Origin of the sequence: Mycobacterium canetti CIPT 140010059, assembly GCF_000253375.1 — a bacterium.
Lineage (GTDB): Bacteria > Actinomycetota > Actinomycetes > Mycobacteriales > Mycobacteriaceae > Mycobacterium > Mycobacterium tuberculosis.
This window is the reverse complement of sequence record NC_015848.1, coordinates 3,922,498-3,940,110: the sequence shown is the minus strand read 5'-3', so window position 1 is coordinate 3,940,110 and position 17,613 is coordinate 3,922,498. Positions and strand designations below refer to the sequence as shown.

Below are 17,613 nucleotides of genomic sequence, written 5' to 3'. Positions count from 1 at the left end.
GTGGGTTGGCGGTGCGGTGTCCCGTGCCGGTTTGGCGTGCCCAGTTTTGAAAATTTCTCGGAGCCCTTCGCGGAATTTCCACCACCGGCTCACGTTTGTAGTCCGAGCACGTACTGCGCCGGAATCGGGTGCACCGACAAGGAAGAGAAGGATCGCCAGAAAGTAATGGCCAAGAAGGACGGTGCCATAGAGGTCGAGGGTCGCGTGGTCGAGCCCCTGCCCAATGCCATGTTCCGCATTGAGCTGGAGAACGGCCACAAGGTGCTCGCCCACATCAGCGGCAAGATGCGTCAGCACTACATCCGCATCCTGCCCGAGGACCGGGTGGTGGTGGAGTTGTCGCCCTACGACCTGTCCCGGGGCCGCATCGTGTACCGGTACAAGTAGCGACATACCCAAAGAACAGGACCGAGACAGTCGTGAAGGTAAACCCGAGCGTCAAGCCGATCTGTGACAAGTGCAGGCTGATCCGTCGGCACGGGCGGGTTATGGTGATCTGTTCCGATCCGCGTCACAAACAAAGGCAGGGCTAGTTCGGCGACGATGCGGGCCGCGTAGTGGTCCGAGGAGGAGCCGGACAGTTGGATTTGGTCGGCGACGATGCGGGCCGCGTAGTGGTCCGAGGAGGAGCCGGACAGTTGGATTTGGTCGGCGACGATGCGGGCCGCGTAGTGGTCCGAGGAGGAGCCGGCCGCCCCGACAACTAAATGCAGACCCCCAGCACCAATGAGCGGCTGGCATCGATGGAGATGGGCCAGCTCATTCACGCCCGGACGGAGGCCGGGCCCCACACCCAAAGAGCTTTTTTGGGCAGGGAACGGACTGGGACCATACCTCCGCAGAGGAAGAGGAAACGCCACCTATGGCTCGACTCGTCGGCGTCGACCTGCCGCGCGATAAGCGGATGGAGGTCGCCCTGACCTACATCTTTGGCATCGGCCGTACCCGCTCGAACGAAATCCTGGCGGCCACCGGCATTGACCGGGATCTGCGCACCAGGGATCTCACCGAAGAACAGCTGATCCACCTGCGCGACTACATCGAAGCGAACCTGAAGGTGGAGGGTGACCTGCGCCGCGAGGTACAGGCCGACATCCGTCGCAAGATCGAGATTGGCTGCTATCAGGGGTTGCGGCACCGCCGCGGTATGCCGGTACGCGGCCAGCGGACAAAAACCAACGCGCGGACCCGCAAAGGCCCCAAGCGCACCATCGCAGGCAAGAAGAAGGCTAGGTAACCGATGCCCCCAGCAAAAAAAGGGCCGGCAACGTCGGCTAGGAAGGGCCAGAAGACCCGCCGGCGGGAGAAGAAGAACGTCCCGCACGGCGCCGCCCACATCAAGAGCACGTTCAACAACACGATCGTGACCATCACCGACCCGCAAGGCAACGTCATTGCCTGGGCATCGTCGGGGCACGTCGGCTTCAAGGGTTCCCGGAAATCGACCCCGTTTGCGGCCCAGCTGGCCGCGGAGAACGCCGCTCGCAAGGCCCAAGACCACGGGGTGCGCAAGGTCGACGTGTTCGTCAAGGGCCCGGGCTCGGGCCGCGAGACCGCGATCCGGTCGCTGCAGGCCGCCGGCCTGGAGGTGGGCGCGATCTCGGATGTCACCCCCCAGCCGCATAACGGTGTCCGGCCCCCCAAGCGCCGGCGCGTCTAGGAGAGAAGATGGCTCGTTACACCGGACCCGTCACCCGCAAATCACGGCGGTTGCGCACCGACCTCGTCGGTGGCGACCAGGCCTTCGAGAAGCGTCCCTACCCGCCCGGCCAACACGGTCGCGCGCGGATCAAGGAAAGCGAATATCTGCTTCAGCTGCAGGAGAAGCAGAAGGCCCGTTTCACATACGGCGTAATGGAAAAGCAGTTCCGCCGCTACTACGAAGAGGCCGTGCGGCAGCCCGGCAAGACGGGTGAAGAACTGCTGAAGATCCTGGAAAGCCGGCTGGACAACGTCATCTACCGTGCCGGGCTGGCGCGCACCCGGCGGATGGCTCGCCAGCTGGTCAGCCACGGGCATTTCAACGTCAACGGCGTGCACGTCAACGTCCCCAGTTACCGGGTGTCGCAGTACGACATCGTCGACGTGCGGGACAAGTCCCTGAACACGGTGCCGTTCCAGATTGCCCGGGAGACGGCGGGCGAGCGTCCGATCCCGAGCTGGCTGCAAGTGGTGGGGGAGCGGCAACGCGTCCTGATCCACCAGCTACCCGAGCGCGCGCAGATCGACGTCCCACTCACCGAGCAGCTGATCGTCGAGTACTACTCAAAGTAAACCCAACCCTCGGGGGGCGCCGCCCCCCGAGTACCCCCCAACCCAACCCTCGGGGGGCCAACCAGACGCGCCCCCCGAGTACCCCCGACGGCATCAAATAGCGGGTGCCGAGAAGGAGAAGAAGAAACACCATGCTGATCTCACAGCGCCCCACCCTGTCCGAGGACGTCCTCACCGACAACCGATCCCAGTTCGTGATCGAACCGCTGGAGCCGGGATTCGGCTACACCCTGGGCAATTCGCTGCGTCGCACCCTGCTGTCGTCGATTCCCGGAGCGGCCGTCACCAGCATTCGCATCGATGGTGTACTGCACGAATTCACCACGGTGCCCGGGGTCAAAGAAGATGTCACCGAGATCATCCTGAATCTCAAGAGCCTGGTGGTGTCCTCGGAGGAGGACGAGCCGGTCACCATGTACCTACGCAAGCAGGGTCCGGGTGAGGTTACCGCCGGCGACATCGTGCCGCCGGCCGGCGTCACCGTGCACAACCCCGGCATGCACATCGCCACGCTGAACGATAAGGGCAAGCTGGAAGTCGAGCTCGTCGTCGAGCGTGGCCGCGGCTATGTCCCGGCGGTGCAAAACCGGGCTTCGGGTGCCGAAATTGGGCGCATTCCAGTCGATTCCATCTACTCGCCGGTGCTCAAAGTGACCTACAAGGTGGACGCCACCCGGGTCGAGCAGCGCACCGACTTCGACAAGCTGATCCTGGACGTGGAGACCAAGAATTCAATCAGCCCGCGCGACGCGCTGGCGTCGGCTGGCAAGACGCTGGTCGAGTTGTTCGGCCTGGCACGGGAACTCAACGTCGAGGCCGAAGGCATCGAGATCGGGCCGTCGCCGGCCGAGGCCGATCACATTGCGTCATTCGCCCTGCCGATCGACGACCTGGATCTGACGGTGCGGTCCTACAACTGCCTCAAGCGCGAGGGGGTGCACACCGTGGGCGAACTGGTGGCGCGCACCGAATCCGACCTGCTTGACATCCGTAACTTCGGTCAGAAGTCCATCGACGAGGTGAAGATCAAGCTGCACCAGCTGGGCCTGTCACTCAAGGACAGCCCGCCGAGCTTCGACCCCTCGGAGGTCGCGGGCTACGACGTCGCCACCGGCACCTGGTCGACCGAGGGCGCGTACGACGAGCAGGACTACGCCGAAACCGAACAGCTTTAGACTGCCTCTAATCCAGACAGGAGCGTCAGCTATGCCCAAGCCCACCAAGGGCCCTCGCCTCGGCGGGTCGTCTTCACATCAGAAGGCGATCTTGGCCAACCTCGCCACGTCCCTGTTCGAGCATGGGCGGATCACGACGACCGAGCCGAAGGCCCGGGCGCTGCGTCCGTACGCGGAGAAGCTGATCACGCATGCCAAAAAAGGCGCGTTGCACAACCGGCGCGAGGTGCTCAAGAAGCTCCGTGACAAGGATGTGGTGCATACCTTGTTCGCCGAGATCGGACCGTTCTTCGCCGACCGCGATGGTGGCTACACCCGTATCATCAAAATCGAGGCACGTAAGGGCGACAACGCTCCGATGGCCGTGATCGAACTGGTCCGGGAGAAGACGGTGACCTCGGAGGCCAATCGAGCACGCCGGGTAGCTGCCGCGCAGGCGAAGGCCAAGAAGGCGGCGGCCATGCCGACCGAGGAGTCCGAGGCCAAGCCTGCCGAGGAGGGTGACGTGGTCGGCGCCAGTGAGCCTGACGCGAAGGCCCCCGAAGAGCCCCCCGCAGAGGCCCCCGAGAATTAGCGGCGTTGTCCGTCTTCGGCTCGATATCGCCTACGACGGAACCGATTTCGCGGGCTGGGCTGCACAAGTGGGGCAGCGCACGGTCGCGGGCGATCTCGATGCGGCGCTGACTACCATCTTCCGCACCCCGGTGCGGCTGCGGGCGGCCGGACGCACTGATGCGGGCGTGCACGCCAGCGGCCAGGTCGCCCACGTTGACGTGCCCGCCGATGCCTTGCCGAACGCTTACCCGCGCGCCGGCCACGTCGGTGATCCGGAATTCCTGCCGCTGTTGCGGAGGCTGGGTCGATTTCTGCCCGCCGACGTTCGAATCCTCGATATCACGCGCGCACCAGCGGGTTTCGACGCCAGATTCTCGGCGCTGCGGCGGCATTACGTGTACCGGCTGTCGACAGCACCCTACGGTGTCGAGCCGCAGCAGGCGCGCTACATCACCGCTTGGCCACGCGAGCTTGATCTGGATGCGATGACGGCCGCGTCGCGAGATTTGATGGGGCTGCACGACTTCGCGGCGTTCTGCCGTCATCGCGAGGGCGCCACCACGATTCGTGATCTGCAGCGGCTGGACTGGTCGCGTGCCGGCACCCTGGTCACCGCGCACGTCACCGCCGACGCGTTCTGTTGGTCGATGGTGCGGTCGTTGGTGGGGGCGCTACTGGCGGTCGGCGAGCACCGTCGCGCGACAACTTGGTGTCGTGAGCTGCTCACCGCGACAGGACGATCCAGCGACTTCGCGGTCGCGCCGGCGCACGGGTTGACGTTGATCCAGGTGGACTATCCGCCCGATGACCAGCTCGCGTCACGGAACTTGGTCACCCGGGATGTGCGCTCGGGCTAACCCAGGAAGCACATGCTCGGCCTGCTTGTCCGTGGACAAGCACAGCGAACAGACATGCGCACCATGGGTCTGGCAGGCCAGCATGTCGGGCCGCTCGAAATCCTGGTGGCAGACATGGCAAGTCAACACCGCGGCCGAGGGATTGCCGTGCTCGTCGTACATGGGCAGATCGATACCGTCGTGCGTGCGGCGAAGGTAGTACTTGCCTTTGGTCGCGGCTGCCAGAATGGGCGGCATTACCAACGCGGTGACGATTGCCACCAATGGTGAATAAGGCTGCAGTGCCGCACCCAGACCGCCGAAGAAGGTGACGATCGACAGCCCTGCGGCCAGCAGCAACGACCCGAAGCCGACCGGGTTGATGGCGTATAGCATGCCGCGGCGGAATTCGGGAGTCTTCGGCGACAGGCCGAGCAGATACTTGTTGAAGCCGATGTCCGACGCCACCGCCACCACCCAGGCCATACCGCAATTGGCGTAGCAACCCAGGATCGTGTTCAGGAAGTCAAACATGTTGGCTTCCATGAGAATCAACGCAATCGCGAGGTTAACCCCAAGAAACACGACCCGCCCGGGATAGTGCTTGGTGAGCCGTGTGAATGAATTGGTCCACGCCAGCGAGCCCGAATACGCGTTCGTGACGTTGATCTTGATCTGGCTCAAGACCACCAGGATGACGGCGAGTGTCAACGCCAGCCAGCCCGGTACGAAGGTGCGGTATATCTGCATGAATTGGTGCACCGGCTGGTTGGCGATTGCCGACGAACCGGGGATGTTGGCCATCAGATAGACCGCCAAGAACAGGCCGATGATCTGTTTGGTCGCTCCAAATGCAACCCAGCCGGGACCGGCCAGCAGCGTCCACGTCCACCACCTGTTCGCGTTCTCCGGCGTCCGTGGCGGCATAAAGCGCAGGTAGTCGATCTGCTCGGCGATTTGAGCGATGAGCGACAGGCACACGCCCGCCGCCAACAGGACAGAACCGAAGCTAAGGCCGCCACGACCATCCTTGCCGGCGTAGGAGAAAAACTGTCCAATCGAATCGGGATGGCTGACCACCAGGTAGCCAAATGGGGCCGCCATCAGGATCAGCCAGAGCGGGGTGGTCCAAAGTTGCAGCTGTGACAAAACTTTCATCCCGTAGACCACCAGCGGGAAGATGATCAGGGTCGAGCACGCGTAACCCGCCCACAGCGGAATGTGCAGGCCTAGCTTAAGGCCCTGAGCCATGATCGAGCCCTCCAGGGCAAAGAAGATGAACGTGAACGTGGCAAAGATGACGTTGGTGACCACCGAGCCGTAGTAGCCGAAACCGCTACCGCGGGTAATCAGATCCAGGTCGATGTTGTACCGCGCCGCGTAGTAGGCCAGCGGCAAGCCGGTGACGAAGACCACCAGTGCGAAGATTGCGATTCCGCACAGCGCGTTCGCGGTACCCCACGTGATGCCGACATTGGCGCCGATCGCGAAGTCCGCCAGGTAGGCGATGCCGCCGAGAGCGGAGATTCCCACCACCGCCGGGGGCCACCTGCGATAGCTGCGCGGAGCCAACCGCAGTGTGTAATCCTCCAGCGTCTCTCTGGTGGCCGTAACTCTGTCGTGGTCGGCTGCGGTTGGGCTTTCGCTGTTTGTTATGACGCCCGGCATCAACCCTCCTCAGCGCAATAGCGGTCGAAGTTAGCCCGAGCGTCCGGTTAGCGTGTCCGCACACTTCCCTTCCGGTGAAATGATTGCGGTTCATCGCGGCGCATTCGGCGGACAAATGCGCATTCGGCTGCGTTGACGGGCGGCGCGCCTGGCGGGCGGGGTCCGGCGCCAGCATAAGGCCGTGGTAAGCGGTGTGCCAGTCGGCGGCGGTCACTCGTGGCCGGGCGGCGGCGCAGCCGTTGCTTAGCCGGAATCCATGGGGCGGCTCGCGTTAGATCCTGCTCGCGACGAAACGCGCCGCCTGGTTGGTCATCCCGGGCACGTAGCCTAGGTGCGCTCGCCACCGGTTGCCGTCCGAACAAATCGGGTCGCCGTTGTTGCAGAGGTTGATGGTCTTGGACCCGAATTGAGGGGTCAGGGCGCTCATCAGCCCGCCAGCGCGGCCCGAGGGATTCCCGAACAGGGCGATCGCGGCGATGTGATCGTCCGCTGCGGGCGGCAACGGCTGCGTGAACCCGAGGCCGGGCAGTGGTGCGGCGGTGACGATGTCGATCACGGCCGCACCCTGGGAGTAGCCGCCGAGCACCAACCTCGTGGCCCGGCACGCGCTGGCCATCTGCTGAATGTGGTCGCTGGCGTCGTTCGCGCCGTCAGCGGCGGCCAAAAAATCACCGTTGGCCGGGTAGTTGACTCCGTATGTCCCGATGCTCTTGTTGGTCTGCTGGCGCAATGAACTGACGAAAGCTTGGCCTACCCGACCGAGGCCAGGTGGTTCGCCGGTTCCGCGGGCGAACACCACCTCGGCATCCGGGCAGCCCGCCGATGCCGGTGGTGCCAGCGCGGGGGTAAGCAACAGTGTGGCCGCCGCAAAGGCGGCGGCCACCAGGCTGGTGAGGCGGCGTGCGGCACCGGCTCGCCAGCGGCCCGAATGCGGCTGCGGGCGTGGGATCACCCCGATGAACCTCATGACGCGATTTTATGGGCTTACTGACAAAGCGTCAGCGACCGTGCAGCGATTCGGGAGCCGGTGCGGCAGTGCCGGGCATCTGAAGGACAGACCCGGGCAGCTGCGGGACGGATCCAGGCAGATGTGGCACCGACCCGGCGCGGAGCCTCTGCACGACGAAACTAGCCGCCTGGGTGGTGTAGGTGGGTATGTAGCCGTCGATGTGTCCGCTGAATTCGTTGCCGGGGCCCACATGGCAGATCGGATCGGTGGGATTGCACAGGTCAATCGCCTTGGAACCGAATAGCGGGCTCAGGCTCGACAGCGATCCGCCGGCGCGGTTGGACGGATTGCCGAAGACCGCGACCGCTGCGACGTTGTCTGCGTATGCCGCAGGTAGCGGACTGCCAAAGCTGATGCCGCCCAACGGAACCCCGGCCACGATATCGATCACGGTTGCGCCCTGCGAATAGCCGCCCAAGACCAGCTTGGTGTTCGGGCATGACGACGCCATGGACTTAATGTGCGATATGGCGTCGTTGGCGCCGTCTCCCCCGTGCAGCTGTAGGCGGCTGGCGGCGTAATTCACCGGGTATACCCCGATCTCCATGCCAGTCTGCTGGCGCAGCGAGTCGACGAACGCCTGGCCAACGCGCCCTATTCCGGGCGGCTCGCCGGTGCCGCGGGCGAACGTGACTTCGGCGTCCGGGCATCCATCGGCGAAGGCAACCGGCGTCCGAACAGCGCCCAAGGCGATGAGCAGGACGACGGCGGTGATCAATGCGCCCGCACCCAAGCCAGCCCTGCCGGATGTCAGCAGGCGGATGGGTCGATTGTTCACGACGGAATTTTACCCGCGATCCAGCCGGAGCAAATGTCGGTAGCTGTGGATAGATGGTGAAGAACATGCGCCGCAACGCCTACCGTGGGGAGAAATCAGCGTGCCACCGTGGGAGAGCCAGTGCCGAGCCCAGCGACGACCTGGCTGCACGTCAGCGGGTACCGATTTCTGCTGCGGCGCATCGAGTGCGCGTTGCTGTTCGGGGATGTCTGCGCAGCGACCGGAGCACTGCGCGCGCGCACAACATCGCTGGCCCTCGGGTGCGTGCTGGCGATCGTCGCCGCGATGGGATGCACATTCGTTGCGCTGCTGCGGCCACAGTCGGCGCTCGGTCAGGCGCCGATCGTGATGGGTCGGGAATCCGGGGCACTCTACGTGCGAGTGGACGATGTCTGGCATCCGGTGTTGAACCTGGCTTCGGCGCGGTTGATCGCGGCGACGAACGCCAACCCGCAACCGGTGTCCGAGTCCGAATTGGGGCACACCAAACGCGGTCCACTGCTCGGTATTCCAGGTGCGCCGCAGCTGCTTGACCAGCCGCTAGCCGGCGCCGAATCGGCGTGGGCGATCTGCGATAGCGACAATGGCGGATCAACGACTGTCGTCGTCGGGCCCGCCGAAGACTCGTCGGCGCAGGTGCTGACCGCCGAACAGATGATCCTGGTGGCGACCGAATCAGGTTCGCCCACCTATCTGCTCTACGGCGGTCGGCGGGCCGTGGTGGATCTGGCCGACCCGGCGGTGGTGTGGGCGCTGCGGCTGCAGGGCCGGGTCCCGCACGTGGTCGCGCAATCGTTGCTCAACGCCGTCCCGGAGGCACCGCGCATCACGGCTCCCCGGATTCGTGGCGGCGGGCGGGCCTCGGTCGGGCTGCCCGGGTTCCTGGTCGGCAGTGTGGTGCGCATCACTCGCGCGAGCGGTGATGAGTATTACGCGGTGCTGGAGGACGGCGTGCAGCGCATCGGCCAGGTCGCCGCGGATTTGTTGCGGTTCGGCGATTCGCAGGGCAGCGTCAACGTCCCGACGGTGGCCCCCGATGTGATTCGCGTCGCTCCGATCGTGAACACCTTGCCGGTGTCGGCCTTTCCCGACCGGCCGCCAACACCGGTGGACAGCTCGCCGGGAAGGGCGGTCACCACGTTGTGCGTGACCTGGACGCCCGCGCAGCCGGGTGTTGCTCGCGTCGCGTTCTTGGCGGGCAGCGGCCCGCCGGTGCCCTTCGGAGGGGTTCCGGTGACACTGGCACAAGCCGACGGTCGCGGCCCCGCACTGGACGCGGTGTACCTGCCGCCGGGACGCAGCGCCTACGTAGCCGCGCGCAGTCTGTCCGGCGGCGGCACCGGCACGCGCTACCTGGTCACCGACACCGGGGTGCGGTTCGCGATCCACGACGACGACGTGGCACACGACCTCGGTCTGCCGACGGCTGCCATCCCGGCGCCGTGGCCGGTGTTGGCGACACTGCCGTCCGGACCGGAGCTGAGTAGAGCCAACGCGTCAGTCGCCCGCGATACCGTTGCGCCCGGGCCGTAGCCGGCGGCTGGCGGTGGCCAGGGTTGCCATCAGCGCGAGCAGGCAGATCGCGGCACCAGCAAAGGCGGTGTGGAGGGCGCGGCGATCCGATGGGCCGGGCGTTGACCGCCTAGGGACCGGCACCGCCACCGGCGCGGGGTCGCTCGTTGCGCTGCCGGCCTGCGGAATCGAGTCGCTGCTGACCGCAGCCAGGGCATCGACCGTGCCGTTGCCGACGAGCGGATCCCATCCGGCGGGTGGGTGATGCGCGGTGGATTCGATGCGCTGCATCACCTGCCGTGCGGTCCACGTCGGAAAGCGGGCCCGGATCAGGGCGGCCAGGCCGCTGACGACCGGCGCCGCATAACTGGTTCCGGATATCGGCGTCGAACCATGCTGTCCGCCAAGCCTGTTCACGGTCCCGTCACCGAACGGGCCGAGCGAGGTCACCGCCTCGCCGGTGGCGGCGACATCCACCCAGGGGCCGGCGAGAGTGAATGCCGAGGGTTCGCCTTGGGCGTTCACCGAACCTACGGTCAGCACGTAGTCGTCGTACCAGGCCGGACTCACCGCAACCGTGACGCTGTCCCGGGTTACCCCAGGGGCCTGCGGCGGACACTGCGCGGCGCCGCCGGTATTGCCGGCCGCGGCCACGATGACGGCGTTCTTGACATCGACCGCATAGGCCAAAGCGGCACCTAGCGCGCGGTCGTCCGGCGCAGCCGCGGCCGGAACGCAGGCAATCGACGAGATGTTGATCACCGACGCGCCGAGGTCGGCGGCCGTCCGCACGGCCTTCGCCATGGTGTCGACGTCACCAACACCTGTGCTAGACGGGTCGCCGACCGGTGCGAACTTGCTGCTGGACTGGCGAATGCTGATCAAGGTGACATCGGGTGCCACCCCGCTGAAATTGTCGCTTTGCGCATCCGGTGCGGCCGCGATAATTCCGGCCACCAGCGTGCCGTGTGCATCGCAATCCGCGGTGCCGTCCCCGGTGAAGACATAGTCACCGCCGGCAACCACCTTGGGCAACCGTCGATGGCGCGCAACGCCGGTGTCGATGACCGCGACCCGTTGGCCGGCGCCGCGGGTGAGTCGCCAGACCTGGTCGAGGTCAGCGAGTTGAGCGGGTGGCTCGGCCCGGCCGAAAGCCCGTCCCGATTCGGCGGTGACCTCGGTGCATACCTCGCGTTGTACGGTCGGCCGCGGCGGTGCCGGCAGCGCAGATTCGGGTAGCCATCTTTCGTCGATCGGCGGCGGCGAAACCGCGTGGGCAACCGGCGTTCCCAACCCAGACAGCGTCGCGAGCGCTGATACCACCAGCAGGCGCAGGGTACGGGACGTGGTCATGTCCATGTCAGGTCGAGGTGGCGAACGGCGCTGTAGGCGCCGCATAGCCAAGCGGTCAATGGAACCATTGCGATCAGCGCCAGACACTCCAGCAATTCGATGGTGCGGTACGTGACGGGCGAGAGCGACAACGCGGGAGCGACGAAGCCCAAAAACATTGCCACGGCGGCCAGCATCGCGGTCAGCGCGGCGATCCACGGCCCGTGTTCCAGAGCCCGATCCGCGGCGACGGTAAATGCCGTTGCAACGGTGGTGATTCCACAGATGGCAAACACCAGTGACCTTCTGGTGTCTGCTGAACGTGCTCGTAGCAGCAGCAGCGCACCGGTGACGGCGGCCAACGCGATACCGCCCATGCTGGACCTGTGGATGCCGTGGGTTGCCACGGCGGTTCCGATGGCACCGATGGTCGCCGAGGCCGCGAAGGCCGCCAGCAGGCTCGTCAACCAAGCATCTGCACGGTTCGCTCGGGTGGTCAGGCGATCCGTGGTGGGCAGGGCATCGGTGTCGTCGGGGTTCAGCGCGGGCGGCAGTCGTGGCGACAACCCCGCCAACAGGACTGCCATCCGCGCGGATACCTCTAACAGGCCAAAGGATGCCAGCGTGGCCAGCGAACCGATGGCAGGCACCGGAGCCGCAGTGATCGCGCCGACCAGCGCGGCGGCCGCGACGACTACCGCGCAGCACGCCACCGCGGTCAACGTGATACCCCCACAACCCGTTACGCGCATTGCCAGCACCGACGTGGCGGCCGCCGCCATCGCGGCAACTAGCACGCTATGGACACCGGGGACCCCGGGCACCGCCAGTAGGCCGGCAACAGCACCGAATATGGTGGCGATAACGCTCAACGTGAGGCCGGCGATCGGGTCCCGATATGTCCGGCATGCAATCACCGCAAACAGCAAGGCAGCCAAGCCGGCCGCCGCTACGACTCCGGCCGTGGTGTCGGAGTGGCGGGTTACGTTGGTGCCGAGGGCGTTTCGAACCAGCATCAGGCCGCCGCCGGCGGTGATGCAGCTTGCCGCCAGCGCACCGCTGAGCCGGGTCGTGCGCTGGCATTGGGGCCGGGCTGTGGTGTCAAGCGCCGCCGCCACCGCTTCGGCCACATCGTCACAGCGGGGGGTGGGCGGCTGGGCGCTGGACTTATGCAAGACCAGGACGGCGCCGTCGCGGATACCGCATTGCGCCAATGTCGTTGCGTTTGGCAGAGCTGGCGCCCCCAGGGCAGACAGCTGGTAGCGCGCCGCCGTCGCCGGGCTGGCGCCACGGTCACCCAGGATGTCGACGATCGACGGGATCAGAGTCGCGACGGGCACCGCGGCGGGCAAGGTCAGGTCGACGGCCTGGGCGCCGGCATGTACGGTGACCCGGCGCAGTCCCGGATCAGACGTAGGCATTCTCCCCCTTTATTCTCGGATCACCGGAACGGTAGCCGGTTCTCGATCGCCCGGTATTCGGTTGTCCACAAGCGACTTGCGGCGGATTCTCGCGCTGCATACCGTCGCCCAGCATGAATTCAGGGCCGGCGTGCGCGACTGCGGACATCCTGGTTGCCCCACCGCCCGAGTTGCGGCGGTCGGAACCGTCCAGCCTGCTGATTCGCCTGCTCCCGGTCGTCATGTCGGTGGCGACCGTGGGTGTCATGGTGACGGTGTTCTTCCCGGGCTCGCCGGCGACGCGCCACCCCACGTTTCTGGCCTTCCCGATGATGATGCTGGTCTCGTTGGTGGTGACTGCGGTAACCGGACGCGGCCGGCGGCATGTCTCCGGTATCCACGACGACCGTGTCGACTACCTCGGGTACCTGAGTGTCTTGCGCACATCTGTCACCCAAACGGCTGCAGCACAACACGTATCACTGAACTGGACGCATCCCGATCCTGCCACCTTGTGGACATTGATCGGTGGTCCGCGAATGTGGGAGCGTCGACCGGGTGCTGCCGACTTCTGTCGCATCCGTGTCGGAGTTGGATCTGCACCGCTGGCCACCCGCTTGGTGGTCGGGCAGCTTCCGCCGGCGCAGCGTGCGGATCCGGTCACCCGCGCCGCGCTGCGCTGTTTCCTTGCCGCACACGCGACCATTGCGGATGCGCCCATCGCGATCCCCTTGCGGGTCGGCGGTCCGATCGCCATCGACGGTGACCCGACCAAGGTCCGCGGGCTGCTGCGGGCGATGGTCTGCCAGCTGGCCGTATGGCACTCACCGGAGGAGTTGCTGATCGCCGGCGTGGTCAGTGACCGCAACCGCGCGCACTGGGATTGGCTGAAATGGCTGCCGCACAACCAACATCCGAATGCCTGTGATGCCGTGGGGCCGGCCCCGATGGTGTACTCGACCCTGGCAGAGATGCAAAATGCGCTAGCCGCAACGGTATTGGCCCACGTTGTTGCGATCGTCGACACGGACGAACGTGGCAACGGCGCGACCACCGGCGTGATCACGATCGAGGTGGGCGCCAGACGAGACGGTGCACCGCCGGTGGTCAGATGTGCGGGCGAAGTGACAGCGCTAGCGTGCCCGGACCAGCTGGAGCCTCAAGACGCGCTGGTATGCGCCCGTCGGCTGGCCGCTCACGGGGTCGGGCACTCGGGTCGCACGTTCAGCCGTGGCTCGGGTTGGGCGGAACTGGTCGGCATCGGCGATGTGGCCGCTTTCGATCCGAGCACGTTGTGGCGCAACGTAAACCATCATGATCGGCTCCGTGTCCCGATCGGAGTCACCCCCGACGGTACCGCCGTGCAGCTAGACATCAAGGAAGCCGCGGAACAGGGCATGGGTCCACACGGGCTGTGCGTCGGCGCCACCGGATCAGGCAAATCGGAGCTGCTGCGTACCATCGCGCTGGGGATGATGGCACGCAATTCGCCCGAAGTCCTCAATCTCCTTCTGGTCGACTTCAAGGGTGGTGCAACATTTCTCGACCTTGCGGGAGCCCCACATGTAGCCGCGGTCATCACCAACCTTGCCGAGGAAGCACCGCTGGTCGCACGGATGCAAGACGCATTGGCCGGCGAGATGAGCCGCCGGCAACAGCTGCTGAGGACGGCAGGCAACTTCGTCAGTGTCACGGCTTATCAGCGGGCACGCCAAACGGGTGCGCAACTTCCCTGCCTGCCGATCCTGTTCATCGTCGTCGACGAGTTTTCCGAATTGCTGAGCCAACATCCCGAATTCGCCGACGTGTTCCTCGCGATCGGTCGGGTGGGCCGGTCGCTGGGCATGCATTTGCTGCTGGCCAGTCAGCGGCTCGACGAGGGCCGACTGCGTGGACTGGAAACCCATCTGTCCTATCGCATGTGCTTGAAAACGTTGTCCGCCAGTGAATCACGCAACGTGCTCGGGACGCAGGACGCATATCAACTGCCCAACACCCCCGGTGCGGGCTTGCTGCAAACGGGAACCGGAGAGCTGATCCGATTTCAGACCGCGTTCGTTTCCGGGCCGCTTCGACGGGAGAGTCCCTCGGCGGTCCACCCGGTAACCGCGCCGTCGGTGCGACCGTTCACCACGCACGCTGCGGCGCCGGTCACAGCCGGTTCCGTCGGCGGGACAGCCGAGGTGCCCACGCCTACCGTCTTGCATGCGGTGCTCGACCGGCTGGCCGGTCATGGACCGGCTGCGCATCAAGTCTGGCTACCGCCGCTGGACGAGCCACCGATGCTGGGCGCCCTACTGCGTGACGCTGAGCCGGCGCAGGCCGAGCTGGCCGTACCCATCGGCATTGTCGATCGGCCGTTCGAGCAGTCACGGGTGCCGCTGACGATCGACTTGTCCGGGGCCGCAGGCAATGTCGCGGTCGTAGGTGCACCGCAAACGGGCAAGTCAACCGCGCTGCGGACGCTGATCATGGCGTTGGCTGCTACCCACGATGCGGGCCGGGTGCAGTTCTATTGTTTGGACTTCGGCGGCGGGGCGCTGGCCCAGGTGGGCGAACTGCCGCATGTGGGTGCCGTGGCCGGCAGGGCGCAGCCGCAGCTGGCATCGCGGATGCTCGCCGAACTGGAGTCGGCCGTGCGATTTCGGGAGGCATTCTTCCGCGACCACGGCATCGACTCGGTGGCGCGGTACCGCCAGCTGCGAGCAAAGTCGGCCGCTGAGTCTTTTGCGGACATATTTCTTGTCATCGACGGCTGGGCAAGCCTACGCCAGGAGTTCGCGGCCCTTGAGGAGTCGATCGTTGCCCTGGCAGCTCAAGGGCTTTCATTCGGCGTACATGTGGCGCTATCGGCAGCACGGTGGGCGGAGATCAGGCCGTCGCTGCGGGATCAGATCGGCAGTCGAATCGAGTTACGGCTGGCGGATCCCGCGGATTCCGAATTGGACCGTAGGCAGGCGCAACGGGTGCCGGTCGACAGACCGGGCCGTGGCCTCTCCCGCGACGGGATGCACATGGTGATCGCCCTGCCCGACCTGGATGGAGTTGCGCTACGACGCCGAAGTGGTGATCCGGTGGCGCCCCCGATACCGCTACTGCCCGCGCGTGTGGACTACGACAGCGTCGTGGCCCGAGCCGGCGACGAACTCGGTGCGCACATCTTGCTCGGCCTCGAGGAACGTCGAGGCCAGCCGGTGGCCGTCGATTTCGGACGCCACCCGCACCTGCTGGTGCTGGGCGACAACGAGTGCGGAAAGACGGCCGCGTTGCGGACCCTGTGCCGCGAGATCGTCCGGACCCATACCGCCGCGCGAGCCCAACTTCTCATCGTCGACTTCCGGCGCACCCTGCTCGACGTCATCGAGTCGGAACATATGGGCGGCTACGTCAGCTCGCCGGCGGCGCTGGGCGCCAAGCTGTCGAGTCTGGTCGACCTGCTCCAGGCGCGGATGCCCGCCCCGGATGTGAGCCAGGCGCAGCTGCGAGCCAGGTCCTGGTGGTCGGGTCCGGATATCTATGTCGTGGTCGACGACTATGACCTGGTTGCGGTCTCATCGGGCAACCCGCTGATGGTCTTGCTCGAATATTTGCCGCACGCAAGAGATCTCGGTTTACACCTGGTGGTGGCGCGGCGCAGCGGGGGTGCTGCTCGGGCGCTGTTCGAGCCGGTGCTTGCCAGCCTGCGTGACCTGGGCTGCCGGGCACTGCTGATGAGCGGACGTCCGGATGAAGGCGCACTGTTCGGGTCGAGCCGCCCGATGCCGCTGCCACCGGGCCGGGGCATCCTGGTCACCGGTGCCGGTGACGAGCAACTGGTTCAAGTCGCCTGGAGCCCACCCCCGTGAGCCCACATCGCGCGGTGATCGAGGCGGGTCCGGGTGCCATCCGCCGATTGTGTTGTGGCACAGACGTAGTCGCGGACACCGCAGTGTCTGCGGCCGCGCTGGCGGCGATCGACGACCAGGTAGCGCTGCTGGACGAACGGCCAGTCGCCGTGGATTCGCTGTGGTTCGACGCCCTGCGATCGGTGGCCGTCGACCACCGTGACGGCCCGGTCGTCGTGCACCCGTCGTGGTGGTCGGCGGCTCGGGTCGAGGTGGTCACCGCAGCCGCACGCACGCTGACCCGCGATGTCGTCGTGCACCCGCGGTCGTGGCTGCTGAGGCAGGCGTCCTCGGGGGTTTCGGCCGTAACGGTGGTGGTGGAGATCGCGGAGCGACTGGTGTTGGTGGCCGGCGCCGAGGTCGCCGCGGTGGCCCGCCGCACGGACGCCGAGTCCGTTGCCGGCCAGGTAGGCAGTGTCATTGCGCGGATGACGCGGGGTATTACCGCGGTGGTGCTGATCGACGTGCCCAGTACGGTCGCCGGGGCGGCAGCGCTCGCGGCGGCAATCGCCGGTGCGGTGCGGGGTACCGGTAGCAGCGTGGTCGAGATCGACGGCGTGCGGCTGGCGCGGTTGGCCAGGGCCGCCCTGCCGCCTTCCGACGAGCCCGCCGATCCGGCGGCGCGGCCTGCCACCCGCTCTCGGGTCCCGACACTTGCCCGGGTTGCGGCCGCCGGTGTCGCCTTGGCGTTACTGGCGCCGGCTGCCGTGGTCCGCCACGGTGCGACAACCTTGCAAAGACCACCGACTACGCTTCTGGTAGAGGGCCGGGTGGCGCTGACGATTCCGGCGGACTGGTCCACGCAGCGGGTGGTCTCCGGTCCCGGTTCGGCGCGGGTACAGGTCACTTCACCGGCCGATCCCGAGGTGGCGTTGCACGTCACACAATCACCGGTTCCCGGTGAGACGCTGCCTGGCACCGCGCAGCGGTTGAAGCGGGCGATCGACGCGTCACCGGCCGGGGTATTCGTCGACTTCAACCCCTCCGATATCAGAGCCGGCCGGCCCGCGGTGACCTATCGAGAGGTTCGCGCCGGGCATCAGGTGCGGTGGACGATTCTGCTCGACGGAGCGGTCCGGATCAGCGTCGGCTGCCAGAGCGGGCCCGGCCATGAAGACCTCCTCAGGGAGGTGTGTGCGCAAGCCGTACGGTCCGTCCACGCCGTTGGTTGAACCGGGAAGGATCGGAGG

16 protein-coding genes are annotated in these 17,613 nt (G+C 66.2%); 11 read left to right on the top strand and 5 right to left on the bottom strand.

Translation table 11 applies throughout. The features are described from left to right. Positions 1-165: 165 nt before the first annotated feature. The 8 genes from infA (at position 166) to truA (ending at position 4,861) form a co-directional block, all read left to right on the top strand. A complete protein-coding gene (gene infA, locus MCAN_RS18280) occupies positions 166-387 on the top strand; it encodes a translation initiation factor IF-1 (protein ID WP_003418601.1) in 222 nt (73 codons plus the stop codon). Positions 388-419: 32 nt separating this feature from the next. Further along, positions 420-533, top strand: a complete 114-nt coding sequence (gene rpmJ, locus MCAN_RS18275) for a 50S ribosomal protein L36 (protein ID WP_003418367.1) — start codon at positions 420-422, stop codon at positions 531-533. Between the two features lie 329 nt (positions 534-862). Next, on the top strand, positions 863-1,237 hold the full coding sequence (rpsM, locus tag MCAN_RS18270) for a 30S ribosomal protein S13 (RefSeq protein WP_003418360.1): 375 nt from the start codon (positions 863-865) through the stop codon (positions 1,235-1,237). 3 nt (positions 1,238-1,240) lie between these two features. Then, on the top strand, positions 1,241-1,660 hold the full coding sequence (gene rpsK / locus MCAN_RS18265; protein WP_003900064.1) for a 30S ribosomal protein S11: 420 nt from the start codon (positions 1,241-1,243) through the stop codon (positions 1,658-1,660). Positions 1,661-1,668: 8 nt separating this feature from the next. After that, positions 1,669-2,274 carry a 30S ribosomal protein S4 gene (rpsD, locus tag MCAN_RS18260; protein ID WP_003418354.1) on the top strand — a complete coding sequence of 202 codons (606 nt, stop codon included), beginning with the start codon at positions 1,669-1,671 and terminating at the stop codon, positions 2,272-2,274. Between the two features lie 131 nt (positions 2,275-2,405). Further along, the gene (locus MCAN_RS18255; protein WP_003418351.1) at positions 2,406-3,449 is read left to right on the top strand and encodes a DNA-directed RNA polymerase subunit alpha; all 1,044 of its coding nucleotides are present in this window, start codon (positions 2,406-2,408) and stop codon (positions 3,447-3,449) included. Positions 3,450-3,480: 31 nt separating this feature from the next. Beyond that, positions 3,481-4,023, top strand: a complete 543-nt coding sequence (gene rplQ, locus MCAN_RS18250; protein WP_003418346.1) for a 50S ribosomal protein L17 — start codon at positions 3,481-3,483, stop codon at positions 4,021-4,023. Further along, entirely contained in the window at positions 3,968-4,861 is an 894-nt protein-coding gene (gene truA / locus MCAN_RS18245; protein WP_003418344.1) for a tRNA pseudouridine(38-40) synthase TruA, read from the top strand. Before rplQ ends, truA begins: the two co-directional genes overlap by 56 nt. Here truA and MCAN_RS18240 read toward each other — a convergent pair. From MCAN_RS18240 to MCAN_RS18230, 3 genes are all read right to left on the bottom strand, one after another. Next, positions 4,823-6,508, bottom strand: a complete 1,686-nt coding sequence (locus MCAN_RS18240; RefSeq protein WP_041180158.1) for a purine-cytosine permease family protein — start codon at positions 6,506-6,508, stop codon at positions 4,823-4,825. The two genes, truA and MCAN_RS18240, sit on opposite strands and share 39 nt — an antisense overlap. A gap of 271 nt (positions 6,509-6,779) precedes the next feature. Then, positions 6,780-7,460, bottom strand: coding sequence for a cutinase Cut4 (gene cut4 / locus MCAN_RS18235; RefSeq protein ID WP_003418339.1), 681 nt, complete (start codon positions 7,458-7,460; stop codon positions 6,780-6,782). 46 nt (positions 7,461-7,506) lie between these two features. Beyond that, positions 7,507-8,295 carry a cutinase family protein gene (locus MCAN_RS18230; protein WP_014001752.1) on the bottom strand — a complete coding sequence of 263 codons (789 nt, stop codon included), beginning with the start codon at positions 8,293-8,295 and terminating at the stop codon, positions 7,507-7,509. Between the two features lie 120 nt (positions 8,296-8,415). On the opposite strand from MCAN_RS18230, the gene eccB4 reads away from it, so the two are divergent. Then, the gene (gene eccB4, locus MCAN_RS18225) at positions 8,416-9,828 is read left to right on the top strand and encodes a type VII secretion system ESX-4 subunit EccB4 (RefSeq protein ID WP_014001751.1); all 1,413 of its coding nucleotides are present in this window, start codon (positions 8,416-8,418) and stop codon (positions 9,826-9,828) included. Here eccB4 and mycP4 read toward each other — a convergent pair. Both mycP4 and eccD4 read right to left on the bottom strand, forming a co-directional pair. Then, the gene (gene mycP4, locus MCAN_RS18220) at positions 9,793-11,160 is read right to left on the bottom strand and encodes a type VII secretion system ESX-4 serine protease mycosin MycP4 (RefSeq protein ID WP_014001750.1); all 1,368 of its coding nucleotides are present in this window, start codon (positions 11,158-11,160) and stop codon (positions 9,793-9,795) included. The genes eccB4 and mycP4 overlap by 36 nt on opposite strands. Then, positions 11,157-12,560 carry a type VII secretion system ESX-4 subunit EccD4 gene (eccD4, locus tag MCAN_RS18215; RefSeq protein ID WP_014001749.1) on the bottom strand — a complete coding sequence of 468 codons (1,404 nt, stop codon included), beginning with the start codon at positions 12,558-12,560 and terminating at the stop codon, positions 11,157-11,159. Before eccD4 ends, mycP4 begins: the two co-directional genes overlap by 4 nt. A gap of 113 nt (positions 12,561-12,673) precedes the next feature. Here eccD4 and eccC4 point away from each other — a divergent pair, with 113 nt between their 5' ends. Both eccC4 and MCAN_RS18205 read left to right on the top strand, forming a co-directional pair. Next, a complete protein-coding gene (gene eccC4, locus MCAN_RS18210; RefSeq protein WP_014001748.1) occupies positions 12,674-16,384 on the top strand; it encodes a type VII secretion system ESX-4 FtsK/SpoIIIE family ATPase EccC4 in 3,711 nt (1,236 codons plus the stop codon). Further along, on the top strand, positions 16,381-17,595 hold the full coding sequence (locus tag MCAN_RS18205) for a type VII secretion-associated protein (protein ID WP_014001747.1): 1,215 nt from the start codon (positions 16,381-16,383) through the stop codon (positions 17,593-17,595). Before eccC4 ends, MCAN_RS18205 begins: the two co-directional genes overlap by 4 nt. Positions 17,596-17,613: the final 18 nt, after the last annotated feature.